Annotated in this window: 18 protein-coding genes; 12 read left to right on the top strand and 6 right to left on the bottom strand. The window is 38.4% G+C overall.

Translation table 11 applies throughout. The features are described from left to right. From ACKI5B_RS04810 to ACKI5B_RS04800, 3 genes are all read left to right on the top strand, one after another. On the top strand, window positions 1-843 hold an 843-nt coding region (locus ACKI5B_RS04810), incomplete at its 5' end, for a hypothetical protein (protein ID WP_407426376.1). A gap of 120 nt (window positions 844-963) precedes the next feature. Next, window positions 964-1950, top strand: a complete 987-nt coding sequence (locus tag ACKI5B_RS04805; protein WP_407426374.1) for an SUMF1/EgtB/PvdO family nonheme iron enzyme — start codon at window positions 964-966, stop codon at window positions 1948-1950. Window positions 1951-1962: 12 nt separating this feature from the next. After that, the gene (locus ACKI5B_RS04800; protein ID WP_407426372.1) at window positions 1963-2268 is read left to right on the top strand and encodes an STAS domain-containing protein; all 306 of its coding nucleotides are present in this window, start codon (window positions 1963-1965) and stop codon (window positions 2266-2268) included. 2 nt (window positions 2269-2270) lie between these two features. On the opposite strand, the gene ACKI5B_RS04795 is transcribed toward ACKI5B_RS04800, so the two are convergent. Next, the gene (locus tag ACKI5B_RS04795; protein WP_407426370.1) at window positions 2271-4292 is read right to left on the bottom strand and encodes a SpoIIE family protein phosphatase; all 2022 of its coding nucleotides are present in this window, start codon (window positions 4290-4292) and stop codon (window positions 2271-2273) included. 149 nt (window positions 4293-4441) lie between these two features. Here ACKI5B_RS04795 and ACKI5B_RS04790 point away from each other — a divergent pair, with 149 nt between their 5' ends. Continuing rightward, on the top strand, window positions 4442-5386 hold the full coding sequence (locus tag ACKI5B_RS04790; RefSeq protein ID WP_407426368.1) for an endonuclease/exonuclease/phosphatase family protein: 945 nt from the start codon (window positions 4442-4444) through the stop codon (window positions 5384-5386). Between the two features lie 10 nt (window positions 5387-5396). On the opposite strand, the gene ACKI5B_RS04785 is transcribed toward ACKI5B_RS04790, so the two are convergent. The 3 genes from ACKI5B_RS04785 to ACKI5B_RS04775 form a co-directional block, all read right to left on the bottom strand. Beyond that, a complete protein-coding gene (locus tag ACKI5B_RS04785) occupies window positions 5397-7853 on the bottom strand; it encodes an EAL domain-containing protein (RefSeq protein ID WP_407426366.1) in 2457 nt (818 codons plus the stop codon). A gap of 126 nt (window positions 7854-7979) precedes the next feature. Continuing rightward, window positions 7980-8480 (bottom strand): type II toxin-antitoxin system RelB/DinJ family antitoxin, encoded by a 501-nt coding sequence (locus ACKI5B_RS04780; protein WP_407426364.1) that lies wholly within the window; start codon window positions 8478-8480, stop codon window positions 7980-7982. 93 nt (window positions 8481-8573) lie between these two features. Then, entirely contained in the window at window positions 8574-10418 is a 1845-nt protein-coding gene (locus ACKI5B_RS04775) for a phosphoenolpyruvate carboxykinase (GTP) (protein WP_407426362.1), read from the bottom strand. A gap of 98 nt (window positions 10419-10516) precedes the next feature. On the opposite strand from ACKI5B_RS04775, the gene ACKI5B_RS04770 reads away from it, so the two are divergent. Beyond that, window positions 10517-11974, top strand: coding sequence for a prolyl oligopeptidase family serine peptidase (locus ACKI5B_RS04770; RefSeq protein WP_407426360.1), 1458 nt, complete (start codon window positions 10517-10519; stop codon window positions 11972-11974). Here the strand turns inward: ACKI5B_RS04770 and ACKI5B_RS04765 are convergent. Continuing rightward, a complete protein-coding gene (locus tag ACKI5B_RS04765) occupies window positions 11971-13269 on the bottom strand; it encodes a M18 family aminopeptidase (protein ID WP_407426358.1) in 1299 nt (432 codons plus the stop codon). The genes ACKI5B_RS04770 and ACKI5B_RS04765 overlap by 4 nt on opposite strands. Before the next feature lie 37 nt (window positions 13270-13306). On the opposite strand from ACKI5B_RS04765, the gene ACKI5B_RS04760 reads away from it, so the two are divergent. After that, window positions 13307-14239, top strand: a complete 933-nt coding sequence (locus ACKI5B_RS04760) for an ABC transporter permease (protein WP_407426356.1) — start codon at window positions 13307-13309, stop codon at window positions 14237-14239. Between the two features lies 1 nt (window position 14240). Further along, complete coding sequence (locus ACKI5B_RS04755) at window positions 14241-15029, top strand: ABC transporter ATP-binding protein (protein WP_407426354.1); 789 nt, start codon at window positions 14241-14243, stop codon at window positions 15027-15029. A gap of 57 nt (window positions 15030-15086) precedes the next feature. On the opposite strand, the gene ACKI5B_RS04750 is transcribed toward ACKI5B_RS04755, so the two are convergent. After that, window positions 15087-15536, bottom strand: coding sequence for a hypothetical protein (locus tag ACKI5B_RS04750; RefSeq protein ID WP_407426352.1), 450 nt, complete (start codon window positions 15534-15536; stop codon window positions 15087-15089). A gap of 129 nt (window positions 15537-15665) precedes the next feature. Between ACKI5B_RS04750 and gltX the strand changes: the two genes are divergently transcribed. From gltX to ACKI5B_RS04725, 5 genes are all read left to right on the top strand, one after another. After that, entirely contained in the window at window positions 15666-17237 is a 1572-nt protein-coding gene (gltX, locus tag ACKI5B_RS04745) for a glutamate--tRNA ligase (RefSeq protein WP_407426350.1), read from the top strand. Beyond that, window positions 17238-17930 (top strand): HD domain-containing protein, encoded by a 693-nt coding sequence (locus ACKI5B_RS04740; protein ID WP_407426348.1) that lies wholly within the window; start codon window positions 17238-17240, stop codon window positions 17928-17930. 20 nt (window positions 17931-17950) lie between these two features. Then, window positions 17951-18448 (top strand): DUF456 domain-containing protein, encoded by a 498-nt coding sequence (locus ACKI5B_RS04735; protein WP_407426346.1) that lies wholly within the window; start codon window positions 17951-17953, stop codon window positions 18446-18448. Window positions 18449-18665: 217 nt separating this feature from the next. After that, window positions 18666-18989 carry a helix-turn-helix domain-containing protein gene (locus ACKI5B_RS04730; RefSeq protein ID WP_407426344.1) on the top strand — a complete coding sequence of 108 codons (324 nt, stop codon included), beginning with the start codon at window positions 18666-18668 and terminating at the stop codon, window positions 18987-18989. Continuing rightward, the coding region (locus tag ACKI5B_RS04725) for a type II toxin-antitoxin system HipA family toxin (RefSeq protein ID WP_407426342.1) at window positions 18990-19935 on the top strand (946 nt) is incomplete at its 3' end.

Genomic DNA, 19935 nt, shown 5'->3' with positions numbered 1-19935 from the left:
CTCAATGCTTCAGACTACTCAACTGCTTCAATTACAAGTGATACTGCTTACGGAGATTTTACAGTGCTCGCAACTTCTTCAAAAGCTGTTGCAATTGTTTCCGGTTATTCAACAACATACGACGGAACAACATATACAAATGCTTTTGACCTTAAAGGCGGTGCTGACGGTCCTGCTCCAACTTACCGTGCAATTAAATTTACTGCTTCAGCCGGTGCAACAATTTCTGCAATCGTAAATGCAAACTCAAGCAGAACACTCCAGCTTTCAGACGGCTCTTCTGTAGTTGCAAGCGGATCGGTTTCTTCAACAACAAGTGAATTCAGCTATACGACAACTGAAAGCGGCACATTCTACCTGTACTCAAAATCAAGCGCACTCCGGGTATATGCAGTTTCAGTTTCTGGAACTGAAAGCTCATTTGAAACAATCGAGCTCAATGCAAATGATTTGACTCACGGAACATTCACTTCAAATTCAACAAGCGGAAGTTTTACAATTTACGCTACAAGTTCAAAGACTGTTTCTGTTCCGTACATTACTTCTACAACATTCAACGGAACAACATTTACTCAGACTCTCGCTCTCGGCGGCGGCGGATCTGCAGGTTCTTACCGATGTGCAGGATTTGAAGCAGTTTCAGGCTGCACTGTAACCGCTTATGCTTATGGTGCCTCTGGCCGCTATCTTGCACTTGTTGATTCAACAGGAACTGTCGTAAGCAAACAGGAGGTTTCTTCTTCACTTGCAAGCTACAGCTACACTGTTCCAAGTGACGGAACTTACTACGTAATGTCTACCGGCAGCGGAATCAACATCTGTTATCTGAATGTAAGTAACTAAGGTTAATTTTTAACGAGATTTATCAGCTTTTTCCCGCCCTTAAATATAAAGAGCGGGATTTTTTTATATACTTTTTTTAATTTAGTGATATAATATTTTATAAACAAAAAAGGTATTATAATGTTTAACTGTGTAAGGTGTAATCAAGAACTTTCTGATGATTCAAATTTCTGCAATAAATGCGGTTTTCCGGTAGGTAAAATAAGAACACTCCGTTCCTGCCGTGAATGCGGCTCTTCTGTCAGTGCAATTGATAAATTCTGTGCTCAATGCGGAAAACCTATTGTTCAGGTTCAGGCAAACAATGGAATCAACATTCTGTCACAAAGTGAAGTTTCAAAAACAGCAAATGATAAAAATCCTAAAATGATTTTAATTCATGGCGGCCAGTTCATGATGGGCAGTCTGACATCAAACACTCAGATTACCTTAAACAGTTTTCACATATCTGAAACACCAGTTACACAAAAGCAGTATTTCCATGTCATGGGCAAAAATCCTTCAAAATTACAGGGTGAAAATCATCCGGTCGAAATGGTAAACTGGTGTGAAGCAATAATTTTCTGCAACACACTCAGTGTATTAAACAAACTTACTCCCTGTTACAGCATTGGAGCCGCAACAGATTTAAGCGGCTTCGATCCTGCAAGTCCTGTCTGGAAAAGGATTTCATGTAATTTCACAGCAAACGGCTTCAGACTGCCAACAGAAGCAGAGTGGGAATTTGCAGCCCGTGGTGGTAAAAATCAGGCACTCCTTCAATACTCAGGAGATTCTGACATAAATAAAGTTGCATGGTACGGCGAAAACAGCAATATCACAACACATGATGTCGGTACTAAATCAGCAAATTCACTCGCATTATATGATATGAGCGGAAATGTCGCTGAATGGTGCTGGGATTATTATGAACAGGATCTTCCGTATGGACCTCAAACTAATCCGCATGGTCCTGCAATCGGAAACATGCATGTAAAACGAGGTGGAAGCTGGCTTGACGATGCAGAACAATGTACCGTTTTTTACAGAAGCGGAAGTTCTCCTAATGCGAGAAGTTCAAGTCTTGGCTTCAGAATTTGCCGGACAGAACTGGGAACACAAATATAAAAAGAGGAAAATATGACAATTTCAGCTAATTCATTACCAGAACAAAAAGCAGTAGAAATTACAGTAAGCGGCCGGCTCGATACAACAACATCACCAGAATTAGAAGCAAAATTAAAACAGATTGCCTCAACAGTTCAATTTTTGTATCTGAACCTTCAGAATGTTGAATATGTTTCAAGCGCAGGTCTCAGGGTAATACTTCTTGCACATAAACTCATGCTTCCATCCGGCGGAAAGATGATTTTAAAATCTCCTTCACCATTTTGCATGCAGGTGCTTGAAGCAACAGGAATGGACAGTATTCTTACAATCGAATAAACCTACTCAATTTTTTTTCTGATTGTAAGAATATTCTGATTATTTTTATACTCATAATCAACATTATCCATAAATTTCTTTGTCAAAAAGATTCCAAGCCCGCCGATTTCACGGGAATCAGCATCAAGGGTAATATCAGGATCTTCTTTTGCAATCGGATTAAATTCCTTTCCGTTATCCTTAAAAATTACAGTAAGAACATTATTTTCAAAAGAAGCAGAAATTTTAGCCTGCCCTACTTCCGGATTATATGCATAGTGAGCGATATTTACAAATATTTCTTCAACCGCCAGATCAATTTTATTAAGCAGAACTTCACTGCAATCTTCTGGAAGGCATGAATGTATAAAATCATTCACTTCCTGCATATTTTTATCATCAGCATTTATAGTCATTTCAATGCTTTTTTTAGAAGTTTTTTTTGCTTTTAGAACCATTTCAAGCATTGTAATATCATCAAATTGAGGCGCATTCTGAACAAAGGAATCAATATCTTTACGCACAAAACTTATTACTTCTTTTGAAGACAGCCCTGTAGATTTATTCAAAACATTTAAAAGCCGTTCTCCACCATAAAGTTCATTCTGTGAATTTGAAGCTTCTGTAACTCCGTCAGTATAGATAAACAATCTGTCATCAGCATTGATTTCAAGTTCATAATCTGTATATTTTACTGAAGGCATTGCAGCAAGCATTAAATTCGGCTTTACCTCCAGATAAGAAACTTTGCCGTCTTTTAACAAAACCGGAGGAGTATGACCGGCATTTGAAAAATGAATTTTTCCAGTACTAAGCTCCAGAAATGCCATCCAGCAGGTAACAAAAAGACCAGAATCATTTCCTTCGCAAAGAATATTATTCACATGATTAAAAACTTCAGCCGGGGTTGAATATTGAAAAGCAGCATCTTTCAATAAAGTTTTTGCAATAACCATGAATAACGCGGCAGGCACCCCTTTTCCGCTTACATCAGCAACAACAACAGCAAAACGATTTTCATCGAGCATATAAAAATCATAGAAATCACCGCCAACAGCTTTTGCAGGAGTCATTGAAGCAAAAAGTTCTAGTTCCGGATGATTTTTATATGGCGGAAAAACGCGTGGAAGCATTTCTGACTGAATTTTTGTAGCTACGTTTAATTCTGCACCAAGCCGTTCTTTTTCAGCAGTTGTTTTTGTAAGTTCATTGATATATTTATTCATGTCTGTACTCATTTTTTCGATTGAATGAGCCAGAATTCCTAATTCATCACGGCTTTTAATTTTTTTAAGGCTTCCCGAAAGTTCCCCGTGATGCGAAGCAAAATTTGAAGTTTCCTCGATTATGAGCATAAGAGGTTTTACAAGCCCCATATAAAGAGATGAAGCATAAATGCTGATAAAAATTAAAGTAAAAACAATTGCTGCAACGGAAAGAGCAAAAATATAATTATTTTTATATTCTTTAATTTCGTCCATCGATTTTACAACACTCATAACAGCTACGATTTTACCAGTGAAATCCCGCATTGGCACTGAAGTTGTAACATGACCGCCGTTTCTTTTATATTTGTAAATGCTTGTAGATTCACCATCTTCGATTACATGCCGTAAATTTTCTATATAGTCAGAGTCTTTTTTTTCGAGAGATTCGACATATCCGAGCGGAAAAATTTCCTGATTGTACGCCATGCTGTGAACTGTATCAAAAACGTATGTTCTTGAAGAATAATTTGAATCGACTACAGTAACATAAATGTATGCAATCATAGCCGTTTCGGTAAGTTCATTCAAACGTGCATTGGTGGAATCCCAGGAACCGTCAGAACCTTCCGTAAGCCAGTTATAAATTCTGTCCGCATCAATATAGGTAATTGCTGTTTCAGCAAACTGGCGTGTAACATCTCCATAAAGATTTTCAATCTGCTTTTTAAATTCACGGTAACTGATCAGACTGTTTATTACGCACATTACCATTCCGAAAAAAATCGCACATGCAAGAAGTTTTATTGAAAGCACAGAAAATTGAATCTTTCGACGCATAAATATTTCCTTTTTACCTCAGTATAATCTGAATTTTTAATAAAATCAAAAAAATACTGTATAAGATTTGATTTTAAATACAACTATAAAGCATGGAAAAGATATTTTTTAAATCACACAGTTTTCTAAGGATTTTTCTTTTAATAGCCGTGAGTTTATTTTCGGCATGCTCAGAAAGAACGGAAAAGGCCGGTCAGAAAAAGGTGTCCGTAAAAGTAATGAACTGGAATCTTCAGACTTTTTTTGATGCTCAAAATGACGGTACAGAATATTCTGATTTCCGTAATTCACCGCAGCTCTGGAATAAAGAAAAATATAATGAAAGACTTGAAAAACTTGCTAAAGTAATCAAAACCATTAATGCTGACATTCTGATTTTTGAAGAACTTGAAAAAGAAGGGCAGATTCTGGACATTTCAAATAAACTGTCAGGCACTTTTGATTTTTCAAAATTATATAAATACGCCTGCTTCTCAAAAAAGCCCGGAACTTCTATCGGCTGTGCTGTTCTTTCCAGATTTCCAGTTGAAACATTAACAGTTCACTCTCTTGATTACCGGCACAACAATCTTACTCCTCCTTCCCTGCGTCCGATTATGAAGCTTTCCTTAAAAATAAAAGAAAAAGATTTTATTCTTTTTGTAAACCACTGGAAAAGCAAAAGCGGCGGTTCTTCTTCATCAGATTTCTGGCGCAGTTTTCAGGAAAATCAGCTGGCATTTCTAATAAATGAAGCTCTGAAAGACTGTAAATCTGTTCTTGCTTGCGGAGACTTTAACAAAGATATTTTAGAATTTGAATATATCAGCTCCGGTAACAATAATATCCGGTTAAAAGGAAATCAAAATTCAGAAGTACATTCGCCCTGGTTTAATGAAGACGGAACTTTAATAAATCCTGGAAGCTATTATTTCAGGGGAAATTGGGAACGAATCGACAATTATTTTTCGAGCGGTGAATGTGAAATCACTGATTTTATGGCAGAAAATTCCGGTGAATGGTCAGAGGAAACCGGGAAGCCATACCGTTATCAACTGTGGAACGGACAGGGATATTCAGATCATTTACCGATTACAGCTGTAATAAAATTTTAAATGAAACAAACTAAATTAATTTCATTTTCATGCGCATGAATTCAAAATCTTTTACTTCCTCACCAGTAAGAGGTTTGCTGTAAAAATAGCCCTGAATGTAATCACAGTCATATTTACGGAGTTTATCAATCTGCCACTGCTCTTCAACCCCCTCAATTACAATCTTCATTCCAAGACAGTGTACCAGATTTACGATATTTTCGATAAATTCAGGTTTGCTTTCAAGATAATAATCTACTGTTGATTTATCGATTTTAACGATTTCAACAGGAAGATATGAAAGATAGCTTATAGAAGAATATCCGGTTCCAAAATCATCGAGTGCAATCTTTATACCAAGTTCTGTAAACTGATTAAAAAGCTCCATTGCCTGAGTTTTATTTTCTAAGAAAAGCGACTCTGTAATTTCAATACCGAGTTTATCTGTCGGAATGTCAAAAGTAGTCATAAGCTTTTTCATGTAAGGAATATAGCTTTTATCACCTGCCTGTCCTACAGAAAAATTTATCGAAACTTTATGCAGTTCAATTCCACTGTTGCGCCATTCAGCCATTTGACGGATTACCTTTTCTGTAACTATACGCCCGATTTTAGCAATATGCCCGTCTTTTTCCGCAATAGGAATAAAGCTGCTTGGCATTATAGATTTATCTGCTAAACGGACAAGAGCTTCATATCCGTAAATTTCACCGGTTTCAAGATTAATCTGCGGCTGATAAACAACAGAAAAGCCTTCATTTTTGCAGGCATCTTCAAGCAGCTCACCCATTTCTGCATTTTTTGCAACGATAGTCTTCATTGATTCAGTAAAAAGAACATATTTATTTTTACCGATTGTTTTTGCTTCATTCATTGCAATATCTGCATTAATAAAGTAATCGTCCAGTGAATATGAGCTGTTTGAATTAACAATACCGATATTTGTTTCAATAAAGAAAGTTTTATCATTATACTGAATGGCGTTTCCAATAAGCTGTCTGAGGAAGTAAATTTCCGGATCTGCTGAATCCATATGAGCACCCTTATATATAAGCAGGAATTTATCACCATAATAACGGGATGCTTCATAATTGCTTTCTGTTACAAGTCCTGTTAATCGTGTAGCAATTTCAAGAAGGATTCTGTCACCACATTCATGCGAGTTAAAATCGTTTATTGATTTAAAATTATCAATATCAATAAGAATGACAGAAAATTTTATATTCTGATTACGGACTTCCTCAAGTTTTTTAAGGATTGAATATCTGTTGTAAAGACCGGTATGAGTATCGTGTAAGGCAATTTCCCTGACCCGTCTTTGAGAAAAATAAAGTTCCGTTAAGGCACCGATAAGCATTAAAGTCAAAATGAGCAGGAAGATAATAATTTCAACAATAGGAAGAAGAATATTTTTATTTCTTTCAAGGTATAATTTATGCTGATTTATGTAAGTTATATCATAACCTTCAAGAGATTTTTTACTCAACTTATATTTTGACATTATCTGGTCATTAAATACATATTCCGTCTCAAAAATTTCATAGCCTTTCATTGAAAACAAATCAATGTTTTTATTTATAATATTTATTGTAAGAGTAACAGCATATTCTGCAATTTCCCGGACATTATCAACCTTGCCGCCGATTGAATCATCAGATATAGCTCCATAAATATTACAGAAAAAAGGAATTTTCAGATTCTTTTTTAAGAATGAAGTGTTTTCTTTAAAATTATAAAAATTCTTCTCACTGTCATAATTAAAATCAAGAGCAATAAAAATAGAATTTTTATCAATCATCTGAATCCGCTTTGCAAGATTGTCTCGTGTATATTCAGAAGCGTTTATTCCCCTGAAAACATACGCCGGATATTCTCCCTGCAAATCAAAAAAGTCATTCTGTCTTCTTAAACCGCGCGGACTGTTGTCGTAAATTGCATAAATATTTTTTGCAAACGGGAAAAGCCTTAATGCAATCTCAACGGTGTCTTTCAGATATGACGGAGAAAGAACACCGGTTACAAAGGAATTTTTTGAAAGCCGTTCTGCAACTTTTGAATCATCAACATTAAAGAAAACTATCGGAAGACCATTAAAAATATCTTTCGAATGTTTTTCAGCAAAAATGGCAGCTGCTTCTCCGTCAGCCATTACAGCATCAAAAATGAAAGAATTTTCTAGTTTATATTTTAAATTCTCGTAAAAAAGATTTTCATTTTCTGCTGTATTGAAAGTCAGCATATCCATGTATTCTGAAACCAATGAAATATTATATTCTGACAGTTTATGCTTAAAAAAGTTTGCTGAATTGTCACCTGTTTCATCAGCGGGATTAGAGGAGCCGATATAAAGAACTCTTTTTGAAGGCTCCTTTTTAGTCTCCGTAAACCTTTCGTTCATTAAATTTATTGATGCATATTCTTTTGAAAGCTTTAATGCTCCATGCAGAATACCAAGAAGAGAAATCAAAATAATGAGAACATTAAACAAACTGAGTATTTTCTTTGGTTTATTTCGCATAAATATTAAAAAAAGTCTTATTTTACATAAATCAGTATAAATCTTTTTTTTAATATTTCAAGAAAAGATTAAAATTTTTAATAAATTACAGAGCTTTTAGCGGCAGCCGATATCTTCATCTTCACCAACATCCCATGAATCAAAAAGATTATCCGGCGTTGTTTCATCCTCATCTTCATCATCATCTTCTTCAGAAGAAGATGAATTAACCGGTTCAGAAACGGTTTGAACTGTCTTTGAATCATAATCTCCATGAGTACCATCATCTTCAGTTTCATCAAATTCCGGAATAACTGCCTTATCACCGATTTCTTCACGCATCTGGGCAACAAGCGCTTCATTTGCAGCAACTCTGGAAGCAATTTCTTCCTCTTCAGAAACTCCGGTATGAAGGTCATCTTCTACACAAATCTCTGCCGGCTGTTCTTTTTCTTCATTATCTGGAATTGCAACATCAAAAGGAAATCCCTTCCGGAGTGTGGTCTGAGTTAAAAACATTTTTATTGCTGTATCAATATCTGTACCGAGTGCTTCAAAAATTTCAGCAGCGTTTTTAACAAGAGCATCGTCTAAATCAATTTCAAAAGTTTTAATCATGATTATATTATCGGAAAAATCGGATTTTTAAACAAGCGGGGAATAAAAAAATCCCGCCAATGAAAATCATTGACGGGATTTTTTTAAGCGGACTTATTTAGAAAGTCTTGCTTCAAGGTCGTTAAGACAGTCGCTGAGTTCTTTTGGAAGATGTGTTCCAAATTTTGGATAGTGGTTTTCGCGGATGTCTTTAACTTCTTTCAACCAGCCTTCCTTATCAACAGTTGTGATTTCTGGAAGAGTCTTCTTGTAGTATTCTGGAAGACCGTCTGTGTTGATAGCACCTTCTTTTGGCATGTATCCGATTGGTGTGTCAACATAGTTGTCTTTTCCGTTACAGCGGTCGAAAATCCATGCGAGAACGCGTGAGTTATCGCCGTAACCTGGCCACATGAATCCACCTGGGAGATCCTTGTTGTTTTCGTCCTTGCGGAACCAGTTAACGTAGAAGATTTTTGGAAGTTTGTCCTGATCTTTTGCAGCTTTACCAACGTTAACCCAGTGCTGGAAATAGTCGCCCATGTTGTATCCACAGAATGGGAGAATAGCGAACGGGTCACGGCGGATTTTACCAACTTCAGCAGCATTGATTGTTGAAGCAGCTGTGATTTCTGAACCAACGATAGAACCGAGGAATACACCGTGGTTCCAGTTTCGGCTCTGATGTACGAGAGGTACAGTTGAAGGACGGCGTCCACCAAAGAGGATTGCAGAAATAGGTACACCTTTTGGATCTTCCCATTCTGGAGCGATACATGGACACTGTTTTGCAGGTGCTGTGAAGCGTGCATTTGGGTGAGCCATTTCTTCGCCCTTTGGAGCCTTGTCTTTTTCGAATGCAGGACGTTTGTTGCCTTTCCAGTCAACAAGTGTGCCTTTTGCAGGATAGCCGATACCTTCCCACCATACGTCTCCGTCTTCTGTGAGGGCACAGTTTGTATAGATTGTGTTCTTTTCTGCTGAAACAAGAGCGTTCTTGTTTGATTCTGCAGATGTTCCCGGTGCAACACCGAAGAAACCTGCTTCTGGGTTGATAGCGTACAATCGTCCGTCTTCGCCATATTTCATCCATGCGATGTCATCACCGATTGTCTCAACTTTCCAGCCAGGAATTGTCGGGATAAGCATAGCGAGGTTTGTTTTACCACATGCACTTGGGAATGCACCTGTAACATATTTTACTTCGCCCTCTGGGTTTGTGAGCTTGAGGATGAGCATGTGCTCAGCAAGCCAGCCTTCTTCGTGAGCGATGACAGAAGCGATTCGGAGAGCGAAACATTTTTTGCCAAGCAAAGCGTTTCCGCCGTATCCTGAACCGTAGCTCCAAACGAGGTGCTCTTCCGGGAACTGAGAAATGTATTTCTGTTCAACTGGAGCACAAGCCCATACACCATTGTCTTTTGCACCGTTGTTGAGCGGCTTACCAACTGAGTGGAGACATGGAACGAAGTCGTCTCCGAGGTACTGCCAGACTTTTTCTCCGGCACGAGTCATGATGTCCATATTAAGAACAACATATTCTGAGTCTGTAAGTTCAACACCGCATTTAGCAATTGGCGAACCAAGTGGACCCATACAGAAAGGAATTACGTACATTGTGCGGCCATGCATACAGCCCTTGTACAAGCCTTTCATAGTTGCTTTGAGTTCTGTCGGGTCAATCCAGTTATTTGTCGGGCCCGCATCTTCCTGTTTTTTAGAAGAAATGAAAGTACGTTTTTCAACACGTGCAACGTCTGATGGATCTGAACGGAACAGGAAGCTGTTCGGTTTTTTAGCCAATGGAGTAGCAAGACCTGCGTCAACACATTTTTTCATGAGGCGGTCATACTCTGCAGATGAACCATCACAAACGTAAACGCTGTCTGGTTCACACATTTTAACACATTCGTCAATCCAAGCTTTGATTTTTGGATTCTTGATTTCATTAAGTGTCATTCTATCGCTCCTTAAAAGTTCGATTTGACTGAAATTATAGTGATTTTTCAGATTCTAGGGAATAGCGTGTTATCTAAAAGTCTGATAAAATATCCGTTATGAAAAAGATTATTTCATTTATTGTTTTTACACTTTTTTCAAGTCTGTCATTTGCACAGCTCTTTCAGGAATCATTAGAACCTGCAGTAAATCAATCAGTAGTCTATGTCGGCTCATATGACTGGGGAGCCTGTATTGAAAAAATAGTAATTAATACAGGACATGATATTCAGAACGACAAAATAAAATCAGAAAATTTTACTGTAGAACGGATTCTTTACCCGAAAGGCACCAGCATCGGCATGCAGAAAGGTGAACTTACAGTAACAGATGCATTCCTTTCTGATTCAAAAGGCAATAAAACCGAAGAAAATTCTTCATACATAACAATTTTAACCGATGTTTACCCTGATGCAGAAAATTCAAGTCCTTTTGTAAGCATGCTGCTCGGCGACAGATTTTACAATTATTATGGATACAAAATTACAAACAAAGCACTCAGCATCTCAATCACAAATCTTAAAGGATTTGTAAATAAAGATGCGGCAAAATTCAATATCTCAAAATTCGAATATATTTTCCCTGCCACAGCCGAAGAAAAAGCAGATCCAAAATATGAAGAAAAAACACTGACTCTTCCGTATGCCAGTTTCATTCCAGAAACAAAAAAGAAAATTCCTTTAATTCTCTGGTTTCACGGAATGGGAGAAAGCGGAACAAATGCCTATCAGGTTCTTTTCGGAACAAAATCAAGTGCATTTGCAACAGAAACCATCCAGAAATATTTTAAAGACGGAGTTGCAGTTTTAGCACCACAATGCCCTACCGGCTGGCTTGAAACAACCGAAGAAAGTTCTTTTGGAATAAGATACTGGGCTCCTGTAGATAAAGACGCACCGATTAATACGATTACAAAACCGCTTTCAAATTTTCTAGGCAATTTTTTCACAATTGACGATTCACATAAAACTGAAAAAACACCGTTTGCTGCTGTTTCTTATTACACAGAGCCGGTTAAAACACTTTTATTCCGGTTTCTGGCAGAACATCCTGAAATTGACCGCGACAGAATTTATGTAGGCGGCTGTTCTGCAGGCGGCTACATGACAATGAATATGTTCCTTGAATGTACAGAAATTTTTGCAGCAGCATTTCCTGTCTGTGAATATTATCTCGACAGTAAAATTACAGACAGCCAGATTTCAAAAATTGCTGAAAAACCAATATGGTTTACCTATGCACTTAATGATGAAACTGTAAATCCTCAGAAGACAGCAGTTCCAACAATCAAACGGCTCAAGGAAGCCGGTGCAAAAAATCTCCATGTATCAGAATTCAGAAATGTAGTCGATTTAAGCGGAAAAATTCTTCTGAAACGGGATGCAGGCAAAGACGATTCTGAATACGGTCTTCCTTACGAATATGACGGTCATTCAAGCTGGATTTATGTTTTCAATGACAGATGCAGAGACGGAGACTTATCACTGTTTGACTGGCTCAGCAAACAAAAACTTTAAAAAAAGCCGCCCTTATAAAACTGCTCAACAGCTTTTACCATGTACTCAGCATCTTTTGCACCGGCAGTTTCATAAGGCGAATGCATTGCCCATTGAGCAAGTCCGATATCCACGCACTGAACGGAAACATGATTCTGACTGATGTTTCCAAGTGTAGAACCGCCTGCCACATTTGAATTGTTTGTAAAAATCTGGAAAGGAATACCGGATTTTTTACAGACTTCTTTGAAAACTGCACTGGAAAGAGCATCACTGGTGTATTTTTGAGCAGCATTATACTTAATAACAATACCGCCGTTTATTTTCGGCTGATTGACAGGGTCTGATTTTGAAGCATAATTCGGATGAACGGCATGGGCATTATCTGCACTGAGCATAATACTTTTTGAAAGTGCAATTTTTAAATCTTCACCAGACCAGTCCAGTTTTTCAGCAATACGCTCCAGCACATCACTGAAAAATGTTGAATCAGCTCCCTGCCGGCTTGAACTTCCAACTTCTTCATTATCAAAAACGCAGTAAACCGGTATAAAACCAGAGCTTTCATTACAGGAATTCAAAAAACCCTGCAAAGTCGTAAAAGCACATTCCAGATCATCCAGCTTTGAAGAAGAAATAAATTCGTTTTCTGCCCCCCAGAGAGATGATTCACAGCGGTTATACAGAAATAAATCGTGCGAAATAATTTCTTCCGGCTCTACTCCAGCTTCTTCAGCCAGAATAGAAATTAAAGTTTTATCTTCATTCATTGAAAGAACAGGCCTTATTTCCTTCTGCACATCAATTTTTCGTCCTTCATTAGCCTCTCTGTCAAAATGAATTGCAAGATTAGGAATCATCAGTAAATCACGGTCAATATTCACAAGAATTTCTCTGAGGGAAAAATTTTCTTCAGATTTACTGCGTACGACAATTCTTCCGGCAACAGAAAGAGGTCTGTCAAACCACGGATTTAAAAGCATGCCGCCATATTTTTCAACATTAAGCACTAAACTTCCAGAAGATTTTATTTCAGGATTTTCTTTGATTTTAAAAGAAGGGGAATCAGAATGGCTTGCAGTAATTAAAAAAGCTTCTGAACCGTTATTTTTTGATTCCGGAAGATGAAAAGCTATTACTGACGAAGAATTTCTTCTTACAAAATAATTTTTGCCTCTGACAAGATTCCATTTTTGGGTTTCGGAAAGTTCTGTAAAACCATTTTTATTTAAGATTTCACAAATGTTAGCCACAGCATGAAATTGTGACGGAGATTTTTTAATAAAGGAAAACAAATTCTCTATTATATTTTTCATAATGACATTATCGCATTTTTCATTTATACTTTCTACTATGGATATATCAAGTATTTTAGGTGCTGCCGAAGGTGCTGTAGCACAGGGCTTACTCTGGGGTATTATGACTCTCGGAGTTTATCTCACTTTCAGAATTTTAAACATAGCCGACATGACTTGTGACGGTTCATTTGCACTTGGCGGTTCTACATGTGCAATTTTAGTAACAAAAGGTGTTAACCCGTTAATTGCAGCTTTTATAGCATTTCTTACAGGAATTGTTGCAGGACTGGCAACAGGTCTTATGCATACAAAACTCAAAATTCATGAAATTTTGTCTGGAATTCTTTCCATGATTGCACTTTATTCTATTAATATACGCATCATGGGAAAATCAAACACCCCTCTTCTTGGAATAGAAACATTAATGACAAAGATGCAGGAAAAATTTTCTATTTCGCCAAATGTCGCTTCATTTATTATAGGAATTATTTTTGCAGTTTCACTCATTGCTATCCTTTACTGGTTCTGCGGCACAGAGCTTGGCTCTTGTATCCGTGCGACCGGCAATAACGAAAAAATGGTTCGAGCGATGGGAGTTGATACAGACAAAATGAAACTTCTTGGTCTTATGCTTTCAAACGGACTTATAGCCCTTTCCGGCTCTCTTGTTGCACAGCAGCAGGGATATGGAGATGTCGGCATGGGAACAGGTGCAATTGTAATCGGACTTGCATCAATCATTTTAGGCGAAAGCATTTTTGCATATTTCAATAAACGTTTCGCATTCTATGTAACACTTCTTTCAATCATTCTCGGTTCAATCGTTTACAGACTGATTATTGCAATAGTTCTGCAGCTCGGACTTAAATCAAGCGATTTAAAGCTTCTTACAGCTATCATCGTTGTTATTGCACTCGCAATTCCTGTAACAAAGAAAAAAATTATCAAACAGAAAGTCGCTCTGGCGGTCGAAAAGGAAGGAAACTAAAATGCTTCAAATTACTCATGTTTCAAAGACCTTCAATCCTGGAACCATCACAGAAAAACGTGCTTTACACGACATAAACCTCACTCTTGAAGACGGCGATTTTGTTACAATCATCGGCGGAAATGGAGCCGGAAAATCAACTCTGCTTAACTTAATTGCAGGCGTTCATTCCTGTGATACAGGAACAATTCACCTTAACGGGCGTGATGTAACAGCAATGCCTGAATATAAACGTGCTGCCTTTTTAGGACGGGTTTTTCAGGATCCGCTCACTGGAACTGCAGCAAACATGGAAATCGAAGAAAATCTTGCAATGGCTTTAAGACGCGGAAGTTTACGTACATTAAAATGGGGCATCAAAAAAGAAGAAAAGGCTGTTTACCGTGAAAAGCTTGCAATGCTTGATTTAGGGCTGGAATCCCGTCTTACAAGCAAGGTCGGTCTTCTTTCCGGAGGTCAGAGACAGGCCCTCACTCTTTTGATGGCAACACTCAAAAAACCGGAGCTTCTGCTTCTTGATGAACACACAGCCGCCTTAGACCCTAAAACAGCAGCAAAAGTCCTTGAACTTACAGAAAAATTTGTAGAACAGGATAAACTTACCGCATTCATGGTAACACACAACATGAAACATGCAATCCGTTATGGCAACCGCCTCATCATGATGATGAAAGGCCGGATTGTTTATGATGTCCGTGGCGAAGAAAAAAAGAATCTGAAAGTTGAAGACTTGCTTGCGAAGTTCAATGCAGTCGGAGAACTTAACGACCGCATGATGCTCGGAGAATAACAAAAAAACGGCTGTCCTGGAAGTATTCAAAACTTCATCAAAGGACAGCCGTTTTTTTTATTTTACAGACCTTAACATATAAAGATTGTCTGTTTCCGGATCATAATAAAATGTATACAGATAAATTGTCGTTTTATCTTTATCTGTTGTACGATAAGTTGTAAACGCATATTTGTAGCCCTTTTCCTTCATTTCAGGCTTAAGCTGTTCATCCCAGGTTTTTGTAACTTCACCGCCTTCAAAATTGTAAAATTCGGTGATAGTTTCGTTTGGTCCCATTCCCCAGCCCTTCTTTTTGAAAAGCTGAATTGTGCGGTTGTCACGCTGAGTGTCTGTTTTGAAGGCAACAAAGTTAAAAGTTTTTCCCAATCGCTTTGCCTTAAACTCATACCACATATAATTTTCATCATCAAGGCCGGTTATTTTTGTCTGATTTTTCTCCTGTGCAAAAGACAAAGATGACAAAACAAAAAAGACTGCAAAAAGCACTGCAAATTTTTTCAACATAAAAATACTCCTTTTCCCCTCCAGCTAAGTATAACACATATTTTTAAAATAAACACAGTTAATTTGTGGAATATCAGAGTTCAATTCGCTATAATTATATGAAATTTTTACAACTTTATAGAGGATTTTATGTCAGAAGTTAGAGTCAGATACGCACCGTCACCGACAGGTATGCAGCACATCGGCGGTGTTCGAACAGCACTTTTCAATTATCTTTATGCTAAAAGTCAGGGCGGAAAGTTCATTCTCCGTCTTGAAGACACAGACCGCACACGTTTCGACGAAAAATATGTCCAGAACCTTTACGACACAATGGCCTGGCTCGGAATTGACTGGGACGAAGGCGGTTCAAAGGGCGGCGAATACGGTCCTTACGTTCAGAGTGAACGCTTTGAACTTTACAAAAAATATGCTCAGGAACTCGTAGATAAAGGCGAAGCATACTACTGCTTCTGTGATTCAGAACGCCTTGAGCGAATCAAAAAAATCCAGACCGAAAACAAAATGGCTCCTGGCTACGACCGAAACTGCCGCCACCTCACTCCAGAGGAAATCAAGGCAAACCTTGATGCAGGAAAGCCTTATGTAATCCGCTTAAAGGTTCCTCTTGAAGGCGAAACAACTTTCCATGACCACCTTCTCGGCGACATCACATGGAAAAACGAAGACATTTCTCCGGATCCGGTTTTGCTCAAAAGCGACGGATTCCCGACATATCACCTTGCAAACATCGTTGACGACCACTTGATGAAGGTAAGCCACGTAATGCGCGCTCAGGAATGGATTCCTTCTACGCCTCTCCACGTTCAGATGTACCGCTCATTCGGCTGGCAGCATCCTGAATTCTGCCATTTGCCGATGGTAAACGGAGCCGACGGCAAAAAGCTTTCAAAACGTCACGGTTCAACTTCTTTGAACGAATTCCGTGCCCGCGGATATCTTCCACAGGCAATCGTAAACTATGTTGCTTTACTTGGCTGTTCTTATGAAGAAGGCCGCGACTTCTACACTCTTCCTGAACTTGCAGAACGCTTCAAACTTGAGCATTTGAACAAGGCACCTGCTGTATTCGACTACAAAAAACTCGAATTCTACAATGCAAACTATATCCGCCAGCTTTCAACAGAAGAGCTTTACAAATGGACGCTGCCGTTCATTACAGGAACAGGAGATGCAACGCTTGAAATCAATCCTGATAATCCTCAGCCAAAACCAAATATTGGTCCAGAGTTTAGTGGCGTTGCATTGGGCGAAGACGGCGAGCCTTACTGCGTAGACAAATCAATGAACATGACAAGCAAAGACGTTAAAAGTACACTTCTCGGACTCATGCCTCTCATTCAGGAACGGCTCAAGTTCCTTACAGAAGCCGCAGAGATGGTTCACTTCATGTTTACAGAACCAGCCGTTCCTCCTGCAGAGCAGCTCATTCCGAAAAAACTCGATCAGGCAAAAACAAAAGAAGTTCTTGAAAACGCACGCGAATTCGTTGCAAAAGTATTCGAACTTGACCACGAAGGAGCAGAAAATTTTGCAAAGGCAAAGGCAGAAGAACTCGGAATCAAACTCGGCGACTTTATGATGCCGGTACGTATGGCAGTTACTGGAAGCCGCGTTTCTCCACCGCTCATCGGTTCAATCGCTGTTCTTGGAAAAGAGCGTGCACTTGCCCGCCTTGAAAAGGCAATCGCAACACTGTAAATGGCAGAATTAACAGAAAAGACCAGTGCACTTCTCGATATTTTCGGGAAGCATGCACCGGTTCAAAAAGACGGAACATTCTCTGCTGAAGCTGTAAAAGAAACTGTCCTTGAAATGGCAGATTATATTATCGCAAACAAAGAAGAATGTTCCGCCCTCAAAGCATGGATGGATTCACATGACTTCTGGACAAGCCCTGCAAGCACCCGCTTCCATGGAAACGTAAAGGGCGGACTTGCAGCTCACTCTCTCATGGTTGCCGTTCAGGCACTGCGTTTTGCTCCAGCTTTTGCAGAAAACTTCTCTCTTTCAAAAATCTCAGACAATTTTTCATTTACAGCTGAAGATGTTTTTATTGCAGCTCTTTCGCACGATTTCTGTAAAGCCGGCACCTATGCAATGGAAAGCAAAAAGACAAAGGACTTCAACGGAAACTGGAAATACGAACCTTACTACAAAACAAAGTCTGATTTACGCAATCTTGGGCATGGCGGAGAATCAGTTCTGCTTCTTTTAGACTCAATGCCTTCACTTTTGAAAAACCGCACCGTTCTTGAAGCAGTCAAATTTCACATGGGATTTTCTGATCTTGCCCCCATGGAAACTTACAACTACTCAAACATATTACAGAATCCTCTTGTACTTTTAATTCAGCTGGCTGATCAGAGTGCAGCCCAGTGGTGGGATTTGTAATTTTTTACAGGAGAAAGCTTATGCCATTTGATCCAACATTTTTTCTGGTTCTTTTAGCAGGATTTCTGCTCTTTTTAGGCTTTATCGGAACATTTCTCCCTGTTCTGCCAGGCCCTCCTCTCGCCTGGGCAGGGCTTCTTGCTGCTCATTTTTCAACTTATTCACAGATTTCGGTTATGACACTGGTCATAACAGGTATTTTCGCACTTTTAGTTACCATTGCAGATAATATTTTCCCTTCAATAATGACAAAACAGGCCGGCGGAAGCAAAGCCGGAGTTTGGGGCAGCACAATAGGCCTTTTATTCGGAGTTCTTTTTGCCCCTACAGTAATTTTAATTATTCTTGGACCATTTATCGGAGCCTTTATCGGCGAAATGATTCACGACTCAAGCGATACAAACAAGGCATTTAAAGCTGCACTCGGAGCATTCAAAGGATTCATGCTTGGAACAGGAATCAAAATGATTTGTGTAGCTGTATTCATCTGGATTTTTGTAATTAGTCTGCTGAAGTAAAAAAGTTAGTAAAAATCTGCAAAGGCAGTAAAGCCTGCTGTGGATGCTGCTAATAAGCTGTTTGAGTAAAAATTGTTTAGTCTGGTAAACAATTTCTGGCAAAAGTTGTTTATTGGACTATACAATTTTATTAAATAAGAGCAAAAAAATCCAAATTATTTTTTAATGTCAATATTTATATACAAATATTTATTTTATGTATATAATTATAGATATTATGGGAAAGAATGCTGTTGTATTATTACCTTCAGTTCAGAAGGTTTTAGCAGAATTAGGTGAAAACATCAAACTCGCTCGTTTAAGAAGAGGCTTATCAAGTGAGCTTATAGCAGAACGGGCAGGAATAAGCAGAGCTACACTTGTAAATGTTGAAAAAGGTTCGCCGGCAGTTGCAATGGGAATATACATGTCGGTTCTTAATTCATTGGGGCTTGAAAAGGATATGTTATTAGTTGCAAAAGATGACGAATTAGGCCGAAAGCTGCAGGATTTGAAGCTGGTTACAAGGAAACGTGCACCTAAGGATAAAAAGGACAAATAGATGAGTAAAAATATTTTCGTATATGGTGATTGGGAATTTCTGGGGCAGCCAACCTTTATAGGTGTTTTGAATATTGATTTGCTTAAGGGAAAGGAAATCTTTTCGTTTGAATATGATACAGAATGGTTAAAAACACAGAAGTTCTCTTTTTTTGATCCGGATTTACAGTTGTATAAAGGCCGGCAGTATACCCAGCAGAACAAAGAATTGTTTGGATTTTTTACAGATTCATGCCCAGACAGATGGGGACGACTTTTAATGACTCGAAGGGAAGCCATTGAAGCAAAAGAAGAAAACCGAGCTCCAAAAAAACTGATGGAAAGCGATTTTTTAATCGGAATACAAGACATTTCCAGAATGGGTGCCCTAAGATTTAAGACTGAGCTGAACGGTCCTTTTTTAGCAGAGGATTCTAAGAACTCAATTCCTATATGGACTTCAATTCGTGAACTGGAACAGGCTTCATATCTTTTAGAAAAAGAAGATATCCCCCTTGAAGAAGAAAAGAAAAAAATACAAATGCTGATACAACCAGGCTCTTCATTAGGTGGAGCACGACCAAAGGCAACTGTGCAGGCTCCGGACAGCAGTTTATGGATTGCAAAATTTCCTTCCAGACATGATGAGTTTGATTTTGGTGCGTGGGAAATGGTAACTCATGAATTAGCAGCTTTGTGTGGATTGAATGTTCCTGAAGCTAAATGTGAAAAATTTTCTAAAAACGGAAGTACTTTTCTTGTTAAACGCTTTGACCGAACACCAGACAATAAACGCATTCATTTTATTTCTGCAATGACTGCACTTGGAAAGATTGATGGAAATAATGCTCAAGATGGAACAAGCTATCTGGATATAGTGCAATGCATCCAGCAGCAGGGATCAAAACCAAAAGAAGATATGCTTGAATTGTGGAAAAGAATTGTATTCAGTATTGCAGTTACGAATA

Origin of the sequence: Treponema sp., from assembly GCF_045657965.1 — a bacterium.
Taxonomy (GTDB): Bacteria; Spirochaetota; Spirochaetia; order Treponematales; family Treponemataceae; genus Treponema_D.
This window is presented reverse-complemented; position numbering and strand designations above follow the sequence as displayed.

What these genes read in the sequence shown, in the direction of transcription:
- ACKI5B_RS04805 (WP_407426374.1), top strand. Translation starts at nt 964, where the DNA reads ATGTTTAACTGTGTAAGGTGTAATCAAGAACTTTCTGATGATTCAAAT.
- ACKI5B_RS04755 (WP_407426354.1), top strand. Translation starts at nt 14,241, where the DNA reads ATGCTTCAAATTACTCATGTTTCAAAGACCTTCAATCCTGGAACCATC.
- ACKI5B_RS04730 (WP_407426344.1), top strand. Translation starts at nt 18,666, where the DNA reads ATGGGAAAGAATGCTGTTGTATTATTACCTTCAGTTCAGAAGGTTTTA.
- ACKI5B_RS04795 (WP_407426370.1), bottom strand. Translation starts at nt 4,292, where the DNA reads ATGCGTCGAAAGATTCAATTTTCTGTGCTTTCAATAAAACTTCTTGCA.
- ACKI5B_RS04760 (WP_407426356.1), top strand. Translation starts at nt 13,307, where the DNA reads ATGGATATATCAAGTATTTTAGGTGCTGCCGAAGGTGCTGTAGCACAG.
- ACKI5B_RS04780 (WP_407426364.1), bottom strand. Translation starts at nt 8,480, where the DNA reads ATGATTAAAACTTTTGAAATTGATTTAGACGATGCTCTTGTTAAAAAC.
- ACKI5B_RS04770 (WP_407426360.1), top strand. Translation starts at nt 10,517, where the DNA reads ATGAAAAAGATTATTTCATTTATTGTTTTTACACTTTTTTCAAGTCTG.
- ACKI5B_RS04765 (WP_407426358.1), bottom strand. Translation starts at nt 13,269, where the DNA reads ATGAAAAATATAATAGAGAATTTGTTTTCCTTTATTAAAAAATCTCCG.
- ACKI5B_RS04800 (WP_407426372.1), top strand. Translation starts at nt 1,963, where the DNA reads ATGACAATTTCAGCTAATTCATTACCAGAACAAAAAGCAGTAGAAATT.
- ACKI5B_RS04775 (WP_407426362.1), bottom strand. Translation starts at nt 10,418, where the DNA reads ATGACACTTAATGAAATCAAGAATCCAAAAATCAAAGCTTGGATTGAC.
- gltX (WP_407426350.1), top strand. Translation starts at nt 15,666, where the DNA reads ATGTCAGAAGTTAGAGTCAGATACGCACCGTCACCGACAGGTATGCAG.
- ACKI5B_RS04735 (WP_407426346.1), top strand. Translation starts at nt 17,951, where the DNA reads ATGCCATTTGATCCAACATTTTTTCTGGTTCTTTTAGCAGGATTTCTG.
- ACKI5B_RS04750 (WP_407426352.1), bottom strand. Translation starts at nt 15,536, where the DNA reads ATGTTGAAAAAATTTGCAGTGCTTTTTGCAGTCTTTTTTGTTTTGTCA.
- ACKI5B_RS04740 (WP_407426348.1), top strand. Translation starts at nt 17,238, where the DNA reads ATGGCAGAATTAACAGAAAAGACCAGTGCACTTCTCGATATTTTCGGG.